Genomic DNA, 15,645 nt, shown 5'->3' with positions numbered 1-15,645 from the left:
GTTCAGCCGATGCAGCGGCGTGCCAAGTCCGTGCATCACGGGCGATATGCAGCGCACACCGGCACCATCGGCCCAATCGCGACACCCGCGTCACGGCCCACTCAGCGCAGATGACCAGCACACCATCGCCTTTGAGAAGCACATCTTCCAGGCAGAACGTGAGCGGCCGGACCGATACATCCGAGACGCCCATGCCTGCCCCAGCCGCATCATCCGTGCATATGAATCGCGCCGACACCGAGCGTAGATGCTAACGTCCTGCAGCGCATTTTCCCGATCCCGGAGCCGTTCATGCCCGCCCCCTTCCGTTCTCCCTTTCCTCGCCTCACCCTGGCGTTGTCGCTGAGCCTCGCCCTGGCGCTGAGCGGCGCCGCGCATGCGCAGGCCGCCCGCAGCGCCGACGTGCCCGCACCGCAGAACACCCCCTACCCCGGCACCCTGGCGTTGCAGGTGGATGTCGGCGACGTGCGCCAGGGCATCTACCGGGTTCACGAGACCATCCCGGTCAACGCCGGGCGGCTGACCCTGCAATATCCGCAATGGATCCCCGGCGATCATTCGCCGAGCGGGCCGGTGGCGATGCTCGCCGGTCTCACCCTGACCGGCAACGGCGTGCCGCTGCCATGGCGTCGCGACACATTCGACGTCTACAGCTTTCATGTGGATGTGCCCGAGGGCGTGCGCGCGATCGAAGCCAGTTTCCAGTACCTGTCGCCCCGCGACGACGGCTTCGAAATGACCGACAAGATGCTGCAGTTGGAATGGAACAAGGTCGCGCTGTATCCGGCCGGCCACGACACAAGCCAGATCACGGTGACGCCAAGCGTGATCCTGCCGGCCGGATGGGAATTCGGCACGGCGCTGGAAACCGCCAGTCACAGCGGCACCACGACTATCTTCAAACCGGTGGACTTCACCACATTGGTCGACTCGCCGATCTACGCCGGACGCTACTTCAAGCGCCTGGACCTGACGCCCCCCGGTAGCGCGCCGGTCCACCTGGACGTGGTCGCCGATGCACCCAGATTCCTGGAAATCAGCCCAGAACAACTGCAAGCACATCGCAACCTGCCAGTGCAGGCGATCAAGCTGTTCGGATCGCACCACTATGACCACTACGACTTCCTGTTCTCGCTGTCGGACGTGCTCGGCGGCAACGGACTGGAACACCACCAGTCCAGCGAAAATGGACTGAGTGCCGACTATTTCACTGGTTGGACCGACAGCCCGTCGGACCGCGACCTGCTGCCACACGAATACACCCACTCGTGGAATGGCAAGTTCCGGCGTCCGGCCGATCTGTGGACACCGACCTTCAACGTGCCGATGGGCGACTCGCTGCTGTGGGTCTACGAAGGCCAGACCCAATACTGGGGCTACGTGCTGGCCGCGCGCGCCGGCCTGTGGACACCGCAACAGTTCCGCGACGCGCTGGCGATGACTGCGGCCAACTATGATCGCAACCGTTCCGGATTCCGTTGGCGCTCCCTACAGGACACCACCAACGACCCCACCGCCGCACATCGCGCGCCGCTGCCGTATCGCAGCTGGCAGATGAGCGAGGACTACTACAGCGGCGGGCAGATGGTCTGGCTGGCGGTGGACGCCAAGCTGCGTGCGCTCAGCGGTGGACGCAAGTCGCTGGACGATGTGGCCAAAGCGTTCTTCGGCGTGGACGACGGCAGCCATGCGGTCAAGACCTACACCTTCGAGGACGTCATCACCGCGCTCGATGGCGTCGCCCACTTCGACTGGACCACGTACCTCCAGCGCCGCATCTACGCGGTCGATCCACCGCTGTTGGAAGGCTTACAAGCCAGCGGCTGGAAACTGGTGTACACCGACCAACCCAGCGAATTCGAGAAGCAATACGACGGCAGCCACCCATCGGCGCGACACCGCTACAACTTCGCCTGGTCGATCGGCCTGGTGATGAACGATGACGCCAGCATCAACGACGTGCTCTGGGATGGTCCGGCGTTCAAGGCCGGGATCAGCACCGGTGCCACGCTGCTGGCGGTCAACGGCCAGGATTACTCGCGCGATACGCTCAAGCAGGCCATCGCCGAGGCCAAGGGCGGCAGCGCACCGATCGTGCTGACACTGAAATACCAAGGCAACGTCCGCGACGTCGCGGTGCATTACCACGACGGCTTGCAGTACCCACACTTGGTGCGAGTGAATGGCACACCGGATTACCTGAGCCAGATCATCGCGGCGCGGCACTGAGCATGAATCGTCCAAGGCATCCTGCATCGCTCACACGCGCATGCGCTGAATACCGCGAGGTGCAGACCGGCTAACGGCTCCGTCAACGCACCGTCAGATTCGCGTAGGCCATCACCAGCCACTTGGCGCCGGCCTCGTCGAACTGCACTTGTACACGCGCGTGCGCGCCGCTGCCTTCGTAGTCGATGACCACGCCACCACCGAACTTGGGATGCTGCACATTGGCGCCGAGCTTGATCGCCGGCGCCTCGATCCGCGAATGCCCTGGGTTGCGCGGCGCACCCAACGAAGCGCTGCGCGAGACCTGCACTTTTGGCCGCACCTCGTGCAATAGCTCGCGTGGGATCTCGCGCAGGAAGCGCGAGGGGACGTTGTAATTATCCTGCCCGTGGATGCGCCGCGACTCCGCATAGCTGAGCACCAATGTGTGGCGAGCACGGGTGATACCGACATAGGCAAGGCGCCGCTCCTCCTCCAGGCGTCCGCTTTCCTCCAGCGAACGCGCGCTGGGAAACAAGCCGTCTTCCATGCCGGCCAGAAACACCAGCGGGAATTCCAAGCCTTTGGCCGAATGCAGCGTCATCAATTGCACGCCGTCCTCGCCGGCCTGGGCCTGACCCTCGCCAGCCTCCAGCGCGGCATAGGCCAGGAACGCGACCAATTCGCTCATCGTCTGGCGCGCTTCGTCAGCATCATCCTCCGCGTCGGCACGGACGAAGCGCGAGGCCACTGACACCAGTTCGTCGAGGTTGTCGGTGCGCGACTCCGAATCCAGCCCACTGCGGCTTTCCTTGCCCCAGTGCTCGCGCAGCGCTGAGCGCGCCAGCACATGATCGATCTGTTCGGGCAGCGATAAGTCGGCCACTTCCACGGCCACTTGTTCGATCAAGCCGAGGAACTGACCCAGCGCATTGCGCGCGCGCGCGGCCAGTTCGCCACCCTGCTGCGCGGCGTGTTGCGCGGCGGTCCATAGCGACAGCGATTGCGCACGCGCCAGCCGTCGCACTTCGTCCAGGGTCCGGTCGCCGATGCCGCGCGGCGGCGTATTCACCGCACGCTCGAACGCCGCATCGTCGGCACGGTTGGCGACCAGACGCAGATAGGCCAGGGTATCTTTGATTTCGGCCCGCTCGAAGAAGCGCATGCCGCCGTACACGCGGTACGGCACCTGCTCGGCGAGCAACGCCTCTTCGAACGCACGCGACTGCGCGTTGCTGCGATAGAGCACGGCGGCTTCGCTATAACTGCCACCATCGCGCACCCATTGGCGCGCGCGCTCGACCACGTAGCGCGCTTCGTCCACTTCGTTGTACGCCGCATACAGGTCGATCGGTTCGCCATCGCCCGAATCGGTCCACAATTGCTTGCCGATGCGGTCGGGATTGTGCGCGATCACCGCGTTGGCGGCGTTGAGAATGTTGGCACTGGAACGGTAGTTCTGCTCCAGGCGGATGGTCTGTGCACCAGGAAAATCCTTGAGGAAACGCTGCACATTCTCGACCTTGGCGCCGCGCCAGCCGTAAATAGCTTGATCGTCGTCGCCGACCACGAACACACGGCCGGTGTCGCCGGCGAGCACGCGCACGAACGCGTACTGGATGGCGTTGGTGTCCTGAAACTCATCGACCAGGATCTCAGCAAAGCGAGCGCGGTAGTGCGCCAGCAGCGCAGGCGTGTCGCGCAGCAGTTCGTGCGCACGCAGCAGCAACTCGGCAAAATCGACCAGTCCGGCGCGGTCGCAGCGCTCCTGGTACAGCGCATAGGCGTTGCGCAGGGTACTGATCCAGACATCGTGCGGCTCGGGTTGGATGTGCTGCGCGCGGCGGCCTTCGTCCTTCTGCTGGTTGATCCACCACACGATCTGCTTGGGCGGGAACTTGGCCTCGTCCAGCTCCAGTTGCTGCACCACGCGCTTGACCAGCCGCAGTTGGTCGTCCGCATCCAACACTTGGAAGCTCTCCGGCAACCGCGCGTCCTGCCAGTGCAGGCGCAACAGACGGTGAGCCAGGCCATGGAACGTACCGATCCACATGCCACGGCTGCCGTTGCGCAACTGCAGGTCGGCGCGATGGCGCATCTCGCCAGCGGCCTTGTTGGTGAAGGTGACCGCGAACATGCCATGCACCGGCACCCCATGCACCTCGTGCAGCCAGGCGATGCGATGGATGAGCACACGCGTCTTGCCGGACCCGGCACCGGCCAGGACCAGATAATGGCCGGGCGGTGCGGAGACGGCCTCGCGCTGGGCGGGGTTCAGATCATCGAGCAAATGAGAGACATCCACCCGGGTATTTTAGCCGGTGCCGCCGTGCATGGGCGGCGATAGATGCCGCGCGATTGGCGACAGCTTTGCGTCACAGCCCTAGCGCTGCCATCGTCGGCAAGCAGGATTGCCTCAGCGCGCGAGTGCCAGCGGCGGTTCCAGGCTCAGCAACGCCTGCGCGGTCGCCTGCGCCTGCATCCGTAGTTCGGGGATCGCCAAACTTTCCCACAGGTCACCGATACGCAAGCTGCCGAGGACGCGGATCCGTGGATCGGCGCGAGCATGCGCATCGAGCAGCGCACCATCGGCACCGGTCGCCAGGCCGATCCCATGCGGACCCTGCTGCGCGTGACCACTGGCCAGTAACTGGTGTAGCAGTGGATTGCGAATGGTCTGCACACGCAACTCCACGCCGGTCGCATTGATCACGCAATCCGCCTGCAATTGCAACGCAACCCCATCGGCCCCCATTCCGTTGACCTGCACGCAGGTGTCGAGCGCAGACACGCTCTCCAACCGCGCGCGGTGCACGCGCAACTGGCCGCTACGGCACATCGCCTGCAACTGCGCGTATACCGGCTCGGCGACGCGATGCCGGTGCACGTCCCAGTAACGTACCGTATGCCGTAGAAAACGGCGTTGCTCGGTCGTCGACAACGATTGCCACAGCGCCTGGCCGAATGGTCGCACCCGATCCATCACGCTCTGCCAGGGGTGTCCGTGCGCCTGCGCGGCGGCGGCGTATCCACGCAGCGCGCGCAGCCGCTGACGCAGCGAGAGGGGCAACAGCGCTTGCGGATCGAAGTCGGCCGGGGTGCCGTGCGCGGCATGCGGCAACGGCAACAACGCATGCCGCGAGACCACATGCACCGGACCGCAATGGGCGTTGGTCAGCAGGGTCAGCACGCTGTCGGCCATACTCAGGCCGGAACCGACGATGCACACCGTCGCCTCGCGCGGGATCTCGCATAGCTGCGGGTAATTCCAGGCTTCCACACGCACCGACTCGGGCAGACTGGCGGCACCGCGTGCCGGCAACGGACGCAGGCTGTTGCCCAGCGCCAGCACCGTGGCAGCGGTGCGCAGTCGACGACCATCGTGCAAATGCAGCACGTGGCCGTCGGCCGCATCCGGCTGGATGGCCAACACCCGCGCCTGACGCCACTGCAAGCGCGCCGGGCGCGTCGCCTGCGCCTGCGCTAGACGCGCGCGCAGGTAGACGGCGTAATGGCGACGCTGCACGTAGGCTTGCGCCAATGCATCACGCGTCAATTGCGGATACAGCGCTTGCTGCTGCAACCAATCGAGAAAATCCTCCGGCGCGTTGGCGAAGGCACTCATCCGCCCGACCGGCACGTTCAGTAGATGCTCCGCGCGGGGTGTCGCATAGGCCACGCCCTGCGCCAGCGCTGGCTGCGACTCGATCAACTGCAAGCGCAACGGCCCGTCAGCCTGGTGCAGCAGATGCAATGCAGCCAGGACACCGGCCGCGCCGCCGCCGATAATGGCGACATCGCAATCGTCCTCGACCAGTTTGCTGGGCAGAAACTCGCTCATATTGGCAATTGTAAGCGAAGGCCTGGTATGCCAGGCCGATGAGAACCCAGGCAATCACGACCGCTGGCGCATCCGCGCAGCATCATGCGCGCGCGCGCGTGCATTTCACATCAGCGCATCGGCCAAGCGCGCGATCCCCTCGCGACTGCGCCGCCACGCCGGCCGCTTGCGCCATGTCTCCAGCGACAGCACCCGCGCATCGGCCAAATACTCCGCCTCCACCACCCGCAGCCGCTGCAGCACATCGGCGCTATAGCAGAGCATGCCAATCTCCGCGTTGAGTGCGAACGAGCGGATGTCCAGATTGATCGAACCCACCAGAACGATGCCCTCGTCCACGCTCAGGTGCTTGGCATGCAGGAAGTGCGGCCGATACAACGCGATCTTGACCCCGCTGCGCAGCAGTTCGTCGTAGCACGCCTCCTGCGCCCAGGCACTGAGCGGTTGATTGTTGCTCTCGGACAGAATCAGTTGCACCTCCACGCCAGACAGCGCGGCGATGCGCAACGCGCTGAGCGTGGCCTCGTCCGGCACGAAGTACGGCGTCACCATCACGATCCGCCGCCGCGCCTGATGGATCAACGCATTGACCGCATCGCGCGCGTTCTCGAACGGATAAGCCGGACCGCTCGGCAACAGTTGCGCCGGGACACCGGTATCGCACGCCGGGGTGGCGGCCGCCACACTCAAACGTTGCCCGGTCTCGATGAACCAATCGCTGGCGAACACCGCTTCCAGATGCGCGACCACCGGCCCCTGCACCCGCGCCACCAGTTCGCGGTTGGGATGGCCTGGCACGAAATCCGGTGCGGCCAGATTCTGCGAACCGATATAACCGACACGGTTGTCGATCACCGCGATCTTGCGGTGGTTGCGCAGGTCCATACGCCCGCTGCGGCGCCAACGCAGTCCGCCCGGCAACAACGCTTGTACCTCGACCCCGCCGGCATGCAGCGCGGCGCGGTAGCGGCGCAGCGCACGACGGCCACCACGCGCATCCAGCAATAGACGACAACGCACACCGCGCGCGGCGGCACGCAGCAGGGCCGCGACCACCGCATCACCGACCGCATCGTCGAACATCAGGTAGTACAGCAGATGCACACGTTCGAGCGCCTTATCGATGTCCTCGATCAACGCCTGCAACGATGCCGCGTAACGGTCGAGCAACTCCACGGTGTTGCCGTGGGTGGGCATGAAATCGCCCTGACGCTCGACCAACGGCACCACTTCGGCCACCACGGTATCGGCCGGCGGTGTCCAGCGCAGCGCGGTCAGCGGCCCCTGCTGCTCGCGGATCACATGCGAGGCCAGCGCCTGACGGCGGATGCGTTCGCGCGACAACCAGGGATGGCCGAACAACAGGTACAACGGCAACCCCAACAGCGGCACAAAACCCACCAGCAACAACCAACTGCGCGCGGCGCCTGGGGTGGTGCGGGTGGGGATCCACAGCAACGCCACCAGCCGGATCAGCCAGTCCAGCGCCAACAGCCATGTGCCTTCCAACCAGACCGGCAGCATCGCAATGCTCGTCACCCAGGTCGCCCGATTCTGCGGACTATACGGGCAAACGCAAGCCTCCCCGCCAGACCCTGTGGGCCGTAGGCCGGGCCCAAAAGCACACAACCCGCCAGATGGCGGGTTGTGTGTCGAGCAGCAATGGCGATCCTGCGATCAGCCGATTACTTGATCTTGCCTTCCTTGTACAGGACGTGCTTGCGCACGACCGGATCGTACTTGAGGAATTCCATCTTCCCCGGGGTGTTCTTCTTGTTCTTGTCCGTGGTGTAGAAGTGACCGGTACCGGCCGAGGAAATCATACGGACTTTATCGCGCTTGCCTGCCATGATGGGTTACTCCTCAAACCTTTTCGCCGCGCGCACGCAGCTCAGCCAGAACGGTGTCGATGCCGTTCTTATCGATGGTGCGCAGCGCGTGCGCGGAAACCTTCAGCTTGACCCAGCGGTTCTCGCTGGCAACCCAGAAGCGACGCTCATGCAGGTTAGGCAGGAAGCGACGACGGGTCTTGTTGTTGGCGTGGGAGACGTTGTTACCCGTCTGCACACGCTTGCCGGATACTTGGCATACGCGGGACATTACGCACCTCGATCGTGTTGGAAGTCCGGCCATGGAGCGCCGGGCTCTTGCGGAAGGATCCGCAGGTTGGGTCACCCATAGCCTGGGAGACGGCGGCCCCGGTCGCCTTGCGGCCACCACGCGACGTGGGAAATCAAGCGGTTACGCTGGAAAAGGCCGGCCGGAGATCGCGCTTCCAGCCGCCAGCCCGACCAGAACCGGGCACAGCGAGCCGCGTATTATGCAGGGGATCAATGGCTTGCGCAAATTGTCCACACACCGGCCGGTTTGATCGGCTGTGCGGGCGATGATGGCAAGCCGACCCGACGCGGGATCTGGGCGCTATTCCTCGCCACCGCGACGCCAGCATTCAGTGCGAGGCGCGGTCACGACGCCAACCCCGGTGCCGGATATCCAGATACAGGCTGTAGAAGGCGGTGAAGGCGGGGAACAGATTCTGCAAGACGCCGACCGAATCCTGCTTGGCCGAGAACAGGAAGTAACTCAGCGTCATCAGGCTGCCGATCACGCTCATGTACCAGAACATGCGCGGGATCACCGGCTTGCCGGCACGTTTGGAGGCGATGAATTGCAACAGCCAGCGACCGCCGAACATCAGCGCGCCGATGTAGCCGATCAACTTCCAGCCGGTGACGTGGACGCCAGTCCAATACAGCGACTGGATCGGCTGGTCGAGTAGGTGCGGTTGCATCTCAGCGCTCCTGCACAACGGTGCGGCGGCTACGCGCGATCAACCAGGCCACGCCGCGCAGATCGCGAATGCCGACCAGGGCGCGGTTGAGATTGTTGTACTTGGACACGCCAGCGGTACGGTGGCGGTGGTTCACCGGCACGCTCAGGGTCTGCCAGCCGGCCCGCTGCATCAGCGCCGGCAAATAGCGGTGCATGTGATCGAAGTACGGCAGATCCAGGAACGCTTCGCGTTCGAACAATTTGATGCCGCAGCCGGTGTCCGGGGTGTCGTCGCGCAACATACGCGCGCGAATCGCATTGGCCCACGTCGATGCCCAGCGCTTGCTGCTCGAATCCTGTCGCGAGACTCGCCAGCCGGCGAACAATTTGACCTGCGGCGAGGCCGCAGCGCGTGCGCCGAGCAGCTTGGGAATATCGGCCGGGTCGTTCTGGCCGTCGCCATCGAGGGTGGCGATCCACCGCCCGCGCGCGGCCTTGGCCCCATTGCGGACCGCGGTGCTCTGCCCGCTCTGGCTGACATGGTGCAGTACGCGCAGTTCCGGGGTCGTGGCCTTCAGCCCTTCCAGCACCGCCAGGGTGTCGTCACGCGAATGATCATCCACGTAAACGATCTCGAAATCGATCATGCCGCGCAGCGCGGCGAGGATCTCGGCCACCAGCGGCGGCACATTGTCGCGCTCGTTGAACACCGGGACGACAACGGAAAGGGAAAGCTGATTCATGAGGACGGCAAAGTTCGGCAAGAAGTGCGAAGCGTGAAATGCAGACGCCGCCCGTCATGATCCGGCGTGCGGGCCGGGCCGTGGGCGCGGCTCAAGCGAATGCGCCGAAATAGTCCCGGCACCACTGCACCACCTGCGGCAAACCGGTTTCGATCGGGGTAGTGGGATCGAAGCCGAAAGCCGCCTGCGCACGCGCAGTATCGGCCATCGTCTCGATCATGTCGCCAGGCTGCATCGGTCGATACAGTTTTTCGACATGGCGGCCAGCCGCGGCTTCGATCACGCCGATGAAGTGCTCCAGTTCGACCGGCGTATGGTTGCCGAGGTTGAACACGCGATGCGGTACCGCCTCGCCGCAAGGATGATCGAGCGCGCCGAGCACGCCGGCGATAATGTCAGCGATGAAAGTGAAATCGCGACGCATGCGGCCATGGTTGAACACTTCGATCGGGCGCCCAGCCAGTACCGCGCGGCTGAACAACAGCGGCGCCATATCCGGTCGCCCCCACGGGCCATAGACGGTGAAGAAGCGCAATCCGGTCGCGCGCAGTCCATACAACTGCGCGTAGGTGTGCGCCATCAGTTCGTTGGCGGCCTTGGTCGCCGCGTACAGCGAACGTGGTTGATCGATGCGCTGATCCTCGGAGAACGGCGCAGTGGCCGAATCGCCGTACACCGAACTACTGGAGGCATAGACCAAGTGCTGTACACCGCGATGCCGACACAGTTCCAGCATGTTGACGAAACCGACCAGATTACTGTCAACGTAAACGTGTGGGTTTTGCAGCGAATAACGCACACCGGCCTGCGCGGCCAAATGCACCACGCGCTCGGGTCGCGTCTGCTCGAACAGCGCCGATAAGCCCTCGCGATCGGTCAGGTCGAGCGTGCGGATGTCGACCTGCGGACACAGCGCGGCGACGCGATCGCGCTTGAGCTGCGGATCGTAGTAATCGTTGTAGTTGTCCAGACCAATGACCGTCTCGCCACGCTCCGCCAGCGCGCGGCAGGTGTATGCGCCGACGAAGCCAGCCGCGCCTGTCACCAAGACCGTCATTGCGATCTCCGGCAATCCGCGCACGCCAAGCGGCCGCACGAAGACGGCGCATCACCCGTGGCGATGGCAGCGGCGCAAGGCATGGGCCGAGTCGGCGCTGGACTCAGGACACTTTGCCGCGCAGCCGTTCCAGCACACCATCGAGGGTGTCCAGATCGGTGTAGTGAATGACCAGCTTGCCCTTGCCGCCAGCACCATGCGCAATGGCGACCTTGGTCCCGAGCGATTCGGACAACTCGTTCTCCAACGAAGCGATGTCGGCCTGCGGCGCGGTGCGACCCGGTTTAGGCTTGCGGTTGCTCGGCACCTTGCCGGCGGCGAACTGCTGCGCACGATGCTCGACCTCGCGCACCGACCAACCTTGGTCGGCGGCGTCGGCCGCCAGACGGCTGGCCAGTTCCGGCGACAGCGTCAACAGCGCGCGTGCGTGGCCCATTTCCAGCCGCCGCGCCTCCAGCAGCACGCGAATGGCCGGCGGCAATTCCAACAGCCGCAGCAGATTGGACACCGAGGCACGCGAGCGACCCACCGCTTCGGCAGCCTCGGCATGGGTCAGGGAAAATTCGTCGATCAATCGGTGCAGCGCTTGCGCCTCTTCCAGCGGGTTGAGGTCCTCGCGCTGGATGTTCTCGATCAGCGCCATGGCGATGACGGTGCGGTCGTCGAGTTCGCGCACCACCACCGGCACTTCGCTCAGGCCGGCCAACTGCGAGGCGCGCCAGCGGCGTTCGCCGGCGACGATCTCGAAGGTTCCCGGCACCAGCTCGCGCGCCACGATCGGCTGGATCACGCCCTGCGCCTTGATCGATTCGGCCAGTTCCTGCAGCTTGGCCTGGTCCATCTCTTGGCGTGGTTGGTATTTACCCGGCTGCAATTGCCCCACCGGCAACCGGCGCAGACTATCGCCGGGTTGCAGTGTGTCGGCCGTGGGCGCCGACGCGGCGGTCGGCCCCAGCAGCGCCTCCAGGCCACGGCCAAGACCGCGCTTCTTGGCTCCGAGAGCAGGAGTCTTGACGCTCATCAAAACGTCTCCATCACCGGCACCGGCCGATTACGTTGATTGCGGCGGCGCACGACCTCGCCGGCCAGCCCCAGGTAAGCAACTCCGCCGCGCGAGGTGCGGTCGTAGCCGACGATGCTCTGGCCGTGGCTGGGCGCCTCGGCCAGGCGGACGTTGCGCGGCACGATGGTGCGGAACACCTTGTCGCCGAAGTGATTGGTCAGCTCCGCCGACACCGCGTTGGCGAGGTTGTTGCGCACGTCGAACATGGTGCGCAACACGCCTTCGATCTCCAAGCCGGGGTTGAGTTCGGCGCGCAGCGCCTCGATGGTTTCCAGCAACGCGGTCAGCCCCTCCAGCGCGTAGTACTCGCATTGCATCGGCACGATCACCGAATCGGCTGCGGTCAACGCGTTTAGGGTCAGTAGCGACAACGCCGGCGGGCAATCGATGAGGATGAAATCGTACTCCGCGCGCAGCGGGGTCAGCGCCGTCTTCAGCCGCTGCTCGCGCGCCGTCTGGTCCATCAGTTGGATCTCGGCAGCGGTGAGATCGATGTTGCCCGGCAGCAGGTCGAAGCCTTCTGGCGCGGTCACTCGGATCTGCGCAGCGGTGTGCTCGCCGAGCAGGACGTCGCAGGTGGAGGCTTCCAGCTCGCGCTTATCGATGCCGCTGCCCATCGTCGCGTTGCCCTGCGCGTCCAAGTCCACCAGCAGCACGCGTTGGGTCTGGCGCACGAGCGCGGCGGCCAGATTGACCGCAGTCGTGGTCTTGCCGACGCCGCCCTTCTGGTTGGCGATGGCGATGATGCGGGCCATGCGGGAGCCTCGTCGGCGATGGGAGATGACCGGGCATTATGCGGTCACATCCCCCAGGGCGGAAATCCGGGCCGGACACCAACACCGCTCAGCCGCGCTCGACCACCACCAGATGGCGGTCCTCGCCCAGACCCGGGACCTGTAGCCGGTGCACCGTCGGCGCCGTCCAGCCTGACGGCAGGGCGGCGATTTCCGCGTCCGGACGCACCCCCTTCATCGCCAGCAGGCGCCCGCCTGGGCGCAGCAGATGTCCACCAATGGCGACGATGCCGGCCAGGGTATCCAGCGCACGCGCGGTCAACAGGTCGTAGCCACCCGGCTCGTCCAGCGCCTCGGCGCGCGACTCGGCTACCCGTGCATTGTCCAGACCCAACTGGCGCACCGCTTCACGCAGAAAGCGCGCCTTCTTGCCGTTGCTCTCGACCAGGGTCACACGCAAACGTGGCAAGGCGATCGCCAGCGGCAGCCCCGGTAGACCCGGGCCGGTGCCCAGGTCGGCGAGCGCACCCTCGCCAACGAAGGGCTGCATCGCCAGGGAATCGAGCAGATGACGGGTCACCATGTCATGCGGATCGCGGATGGCGGTGAGATTGTAGGTGCGGTTCCAGCGCGCCAGCAGCGTCAGGTAGGCCAGCAATGGCGGCACCAGCGCGGCGGCGTCCAAGGCCTGCGCGCGCAGGCCCTGTTCGAGTGCAGCGCGAACGGATTCGGGAAGGGGAGCGTCGGTCATCGCCGGATTATCGCAGTTGCCGCCAGACATGCTGGCAAGCAACCACCATCATCGTGAGCGACAATACAAAGCTGGCTCCTGCTAATCGCGACAATCGACATGTCGAACTCCGGAAATACCCCCGCCAGCGACACGGCCACCGATCCTGGCCGCCGCCGTGTGCTGACGGGACTGGGACTGCTGGCGGCAACGCCACTGCTCAGCCCGTTTGCCCGTGCCAGTGGCGGCGAGGATCCATTCACCCTAGGCGTGGCGGCTGGCGATCCGCTGCCCGATGGCCTGGTGCTATGGACGCGGCTGGCACCGCAGCCGCTGGCCCCGGACGGCCAAGGCGGCTTGCACGCACCGGTACCCGTGCGCTGGAGCATCGCCACCGATGCGGGCATGACGCAGGTGGTCCAACGTGGCGTGGCGACGGCGCATCCGCGCTGGGGCCATTCCGTGCACGTGGAAGTGAGCGGGCTGCAACCGGGGCGGCCCTATTGGTATCGGTTCCAAGCGCTGGGCGCGCAGAGCCCGCTCGGCTGCGCGCGCACGGCACCGGCACCCGGCCGCCTGGACAGCGCACGCTTGGGCTTCGTGTCCTGCGCGCACTGGGAACAGGGCTACTTCAGCGCCTACCGCCATCTGGCCGCCGAGCAGCCGGATCTGGTGTTCTTCCTCGGCGACTACATCTACGAATACAGCCACAAGGGTGCGGCAGCGGCCAACGTGGTACGCGCGCATGGCAGCGGCGACTGCATGGATCTGGCCGGTTACCGCAACCGCTACGCGCTGTACCGCACCGACCCCGACCTACAAGCCCTGCACGCTGGCTCCGCCTGCGTGGCGACCTGGGACGACCACGAGGTACAGAACGACTACGCCAACCGTTGGTCGCAGGACCCCTCCATTTCCACAGCCAGCTTCCTGCGCCGCCGCGCCGCCGCCTACCAGGCCATGTACGAACACTTCCCGCTGCGCGCCCGACATCGCCCGCATGGGCCGGACATGCCGCTGTACCGTGCGTTGGACTATGGCGCGCTGGCGCGCTTCTTCGTCCTCGACGGTCGTCAATACCGCAGCAAACAACCCTGCCCGCTGCCCAACGGCTGGCGCGGCGGACACATCGCCGCAAGCGATTGCAAGGACATCGACGACCCGGCCCGCAGCATGCTCGGCGCGGCGCAGGAGCACTGGCTGTATGCCGGCTTCGCCCGTTCGCAGGCACGCTGGAACGTGATTGCGCAGGACCTGCTGGTCGCCCCGATCCTGCAACGCGACCGCGACAACAACCAACCCGGCCACTGGACCGATGGCTGGGATGGCTACCCGGCCACGCGCACGCGCATGCTGCAGGCGGTCGCGCGCAGCGGCATGCGCAATCCGGTGTTCTGGGGCGGGGACATCCATTCCTACTGGGTCACCGACCTCAAAGCCGACGCCAGCGACCCGCACTCGCCAACGCTGGCGACCGAATTCGTCGGCACCTCCGTCACCTCCGATGGCCCGTCCCCCGCATCGATCGCGCAGATGCTGAAGGACAACCCGGAAGTCCGCTATGCCGAGAGCCGTTACCGCGGCTACGTGTCGGTCTCTCTGAGTGCGACGCAGATGGAAACACGGCTGCAGACGATCTCCGACCGCCGCGACCGCGAAGCCACGGTCTCCACACTCAAGCGTTTCGTGGTCGAGGATGGCCGCGCCGGCGCGCTGGAGGCGTGATCCCCACGCGCCTCACCCAGTGATCGATCCTACATCACCGGCTTGATGCATCGAGCCGGCGCCAGGCCAGTGCGGCGCGGTAGCCAGGCAGCGCCTGCCATTCGTGTACGTGCCAGCAAGCAACCCTGCCCAGGGCAGGGTCACACCAGGCCAAGTGCAGTCCACCGGCGGCATCTTCGGCAAAACACAACCGATGCAAGCCAAACGCCAGACCATGGCCGTGCGCCTTCAGCAGCGCCTCCTTGGCGCACCACAGACGAAAGAACAGCGCCTCGCGCGCGGGTGCCGCCAGCGCCAGCAGCATCGCCGTCTCGTCCGGATGAAAGAACCGTTGCGCCACTTCGAGCAGACGCGGACGCGGACGCTGGCGCTCGATGTCCACGCCCAGCCGCACATCTGCCGCGACCGCCACCAGCAGGTAATCGCCGCTATGGCTCCAGCCGGTATCCACATGCGCCAGCGGCGCATGCAGGACGGGCCGTCCGCGCGCATCGCGGTGCAGCGGCAACTGCGCCGACGTCACCCCCAGTTCGGCGGCCAGCAGGGACCGCGCGGTCGCCTCACCAGAGGTACGTGGTGGGTGCGACCGCAGCCATAGCGCCACCGGACCGATACGGCAGTCCTGCCACGCTGCCGAGGTCGGCAATGGAATCGGTACGCTCACCTGGCACCCACAGGACACCAGCGCCCCTGCGCGCCAGCCCTGACGTTATACGGTCGCTTCACGGCGAGGCCCCTTAAATGCGTCATGCTCCACCGCTCCTGGTGCGGG

14 protein-coding genes are annotated in these 15,645 nt (G+C 65.5%); 2 read left to right on the top strand and 12 right to left on the bottom strand.

Going from position 1 to position 15,645, the window contains the following annotated elements; all coding sequences use genetic code 11:
- Positions 1–291: 291 nt before the first annotated feature.
- Positions 292–2,229: a M61 family metallopeptidase gene (locus XALGPE39_RS00810; protein ID WP_045726587.1), complete on the top strand. Its 1,938-nt coding sequence runs from the start codon at positions 292–294 to the stop codon at positions 2,227–2,229.
- 82 nt (positions 2,230–2,311) lie between these two features.
- On the opposite strand, the gene uvrD is transcribed toward XALGPE39_RS00810, so the two are convergent.
- The 11 genes from uvrD to rsmG all read right to left on the bottom strand — a co-directional run bounded on the left by uvrD (position 2,312) and on the right by rsmG (position 13,169).
- Positions 2,312–4,513 carry a DNA helicase II gene (uvrD, locus tag XALGPE39_RS00805; RefSeq protein ID WP_045726586.1) on the bottom strand — a complete coding sequence of 734 codons (2,202 nt, stop codon included), beginning with the start codon at positions 4,511–4,513 and terminating at the stop codon, positions 2,312–2,314.
- Between the two features lie 111 nt (positions 4,514–4,624).
- The gene (locus tag XALGPE39_RS00800) at positions 4,625–6,049 is read right to left on the bottom strand and encodes an FAD/NAD(P)-binding protein (RefSeq protein ID WP_045726585.1); all 1,425 of its coding nucleotides are present in this window, start codon (positions 6,047–6,049) and stop codon (positions 4,625–4,627) included.
- Positions 6,050–6,154: 105 nt separating this feature from the next.
- Positions 6,155–7,573 (bottom strand): cardiolipin synthase, encoded by a 1,419-nt coding sequence (gene cls / locus XALGPE39_RS00795; protein ID WP_045726584.1) that lies wholly within the window; start codon positions 7,571–7,573, stop codon positions 6,155–6,157.
- Between the two features lie 161 nt (positions 7,574–7,734).
- Positions 7,735–7,902, bottom strand: coding sequence for a 50S ribosomal protein L33 (gene rpmG, locus XALGPE39_RS00790; RefSeq protein WP_169411268.1), 168 nt, complete (start codon positions 7,900–7,902; stop codon positions 7,735–7,737).
- Positions 7,903–7,912: 10 nt separating this feature from the next.
- Positions 7,913–8,149, bottom strand: a complete 237-nt coding sequence (gene rpmB, locus XALGPE39_RS00785) for a 50S ribosomal protein L28 (protein WP_010342733.1) — start codon at positions 8,147–8,149, stop codon at positions 7,913–7,915.
- A 349-nt stretch (positions 8,150–8,498) separates the two neighbouring features.
- Complete coding sequence (locus XALGPE39_RS00780) at positions 8,499–8,840, bottom strand: lipid-A-disaccharide synthase N-terminal domain-containing protein (protein WP_045726583.1); 342 nt, start codon at positions 8,838–8,840, stop codon at positions 8,499–8,501.
- A 1-nt stretch (position 8,841) separates the two neighbouring features.
- Positions 8,842–9,564 carry a glycosyltransferase family 2 protein gene (locus tag XALGPE39_RS00775; RefSeq protein WP_045726582.1) on the bottom strand — a complete coding sequence of 241 codons (723 nt, stop codon included), beginning with the start codon at positions 9,562–9,564 and terminating at the stop codon, positions 8,842–8,844.
- Positions 9,565–9,655: 91 nt separating this feature from the next.
- The gene (locus XALGPE39_RS00770) at positions 9,656–10,621 is read right to left on the bottom strand and encodes an SDR family NAD(P)-dependent oxidoreductase (protein ID WP_045726581.1); all 966 of its coding nucleotides are present in this window, start codon (positions 10,619–10,621) and stop codon (positions 9,656–9,658) included.
- Between the two features lie 103 nt (positions 10,622–10,724).
- Complete coding sequence (locus XALGPE39_RS00765; RefSeq protein WP_045726580.1) at positions 10,725–11,642, bottom strand: ParB/RepB/Spo0J family partition protein; 918 nt, start codon at positions 11,640–11,642, stop codon at positions 10,725–10,727.
- A complete protein-coding gene (locus XALGPE39_RS00760) occupies positions 11,642–12,439 on the bottom strand; it encodes an AAA family ATPase (RefSeq protein WP_045726579.1) in 798 nt (265 codons plus the stop codon). Before XALGPE39_RS00760 ends, XALGPE39_RS00765 begins: the two co-directional genes overlap by 1 nt.
- Positions 12,440–12,527: 88 nt before the next feature.
- Positions 12,528–13,169, bottom strand: a complete 642-nt coding sequence (gene rsmG / locus XALGPE39_RS00755; RefSeq protein ID WP_045728852.1) for a 16S rRNA (guanine(527)-N(7))-methyltransferase RsmG — start codon at positions 13,167–13,169, stop codon at positions 12,528–12,530.
- A gap of 99 nt (positions 13,170–13,268) precedes the next feature.
- On the opposite strand from rsmG, the gene XALGPE39_RS00750 reads away from it, so the two are divergent.
- Positions 13,269–14,873: an alkaline phosphatase D family protein gene (locus XALGPE39_RS00750; protein WP_152624788.1), complete on the top strand. Its 1,605-nt coding sequence runs from the start codon at positions 13,269–13,271 to the stop codon at positions 14,871–14,873.
- Positions 14,874–14,907: 34 nt separating this feature from the next.
- On the opposite strand, the gene XALGPE39_RS00745 is transcribed toward XALGPE39_RS00750, so the two are convergent.
- Entirely contained in the window at positions 14,908–15,519 is a 612-nt protein-coding gene (locus XALGPE39_RS00745) for a 4'-phosphopantetheinyl transferase superfamily protein (RefSeq protein WP_045726577.1), read from the bottom strand.
- Positions 15,520–15,645: the final 126 nt, after the last annotated feature.

This window comes from Xanthomonas sp. GPE 39, from assembly GCF_000963005.1.
GTDB lineage: Bacteria > Pseudomonadota > Gammaproteobacteria > Xanthomonadales > Xanthomonadaceae > Xanthomonas_A.
This window is presented reverse-complemented; position numbering and strand designations above follow the sequence as displayed.

Coding starts and splice junctions, on each gene's coding strand:
- cls (WP_045726584.1), bottom strand. CDS start 7,573: ATGCTGCCGGTCTGGTTGGAAGGCACATGGCTGTTGGCGCTGGACTGG.
- rpmB (WP_010342733.1), bottom strand. CDS start 8,149: ATGTCCCGCGTATGCCAAGTATCCGGCAAGCGTGTGCAGACGGGTAAC.
- XALGPE39_RS00765 (WP_045726580.1), bottom strand. CDS start 11,642: ATGAGCGTCAAGACTCCTGCTCTCGGAGCCAAGAAGCGCGGTCTTGGC.
- XALGPE39_RS00775 (WP_045726582.1), bottom strand. CDS start 9,564: ATGAATCAGCTTTCCCTTTCCGTTGTCGTCCCGGTGTTCAACGAGCGC.
- XALGPE39_RS00800 (WP_045726585.1), bottom strand. CDS start 6,049: ATGAGCGAGTTTCTGCCCAGCAAACTGGTCGAGGACGATTGCGATGTC.
- XALGPE39_RS00810 (WP_045726587.1), top strand. CDS start 292: ATGCCCGCCCCCTTCCGTTCTCCCTTTCCTCGCCTCACCCTGGCGTTG.
- rsmG (WP_045728852.1), bottom strand. CDS start 13,169: ATGACCGACGCTCCCCTTCCCGAATCCGTTCGCGCTGCACTCGAACAG.
- XALGPE39_RS00760 (WP_045726579.1), bottom strand. CDS start 12,439: ATGGCCCGCATCATCGCCATCGCCAACCAGAAGGGCGGCGTCGGCAAG.
- XALGPE39_RS00780 (WP_045726583.1), bottom strand. CDS start 8,840: ATGCAACCGCACCTACTCGACCAGCCGATCCAGTCGCTGTATTGGACT.
- XALGPE39_RS00770 (WP_045726581.1), bottom strand. CDS start 10,621: ATGACGGTCTTGGTGACAGGCGCGGCTGGCTTCGTCGGCGCATACACC.
- XALGPE39_RS00750 (WP_152624788.1), top strand. CDS start 13,269: ATGTCGAACTCCGGAAATACCCCCGCCAGCGACACGGCCACCGATCCT.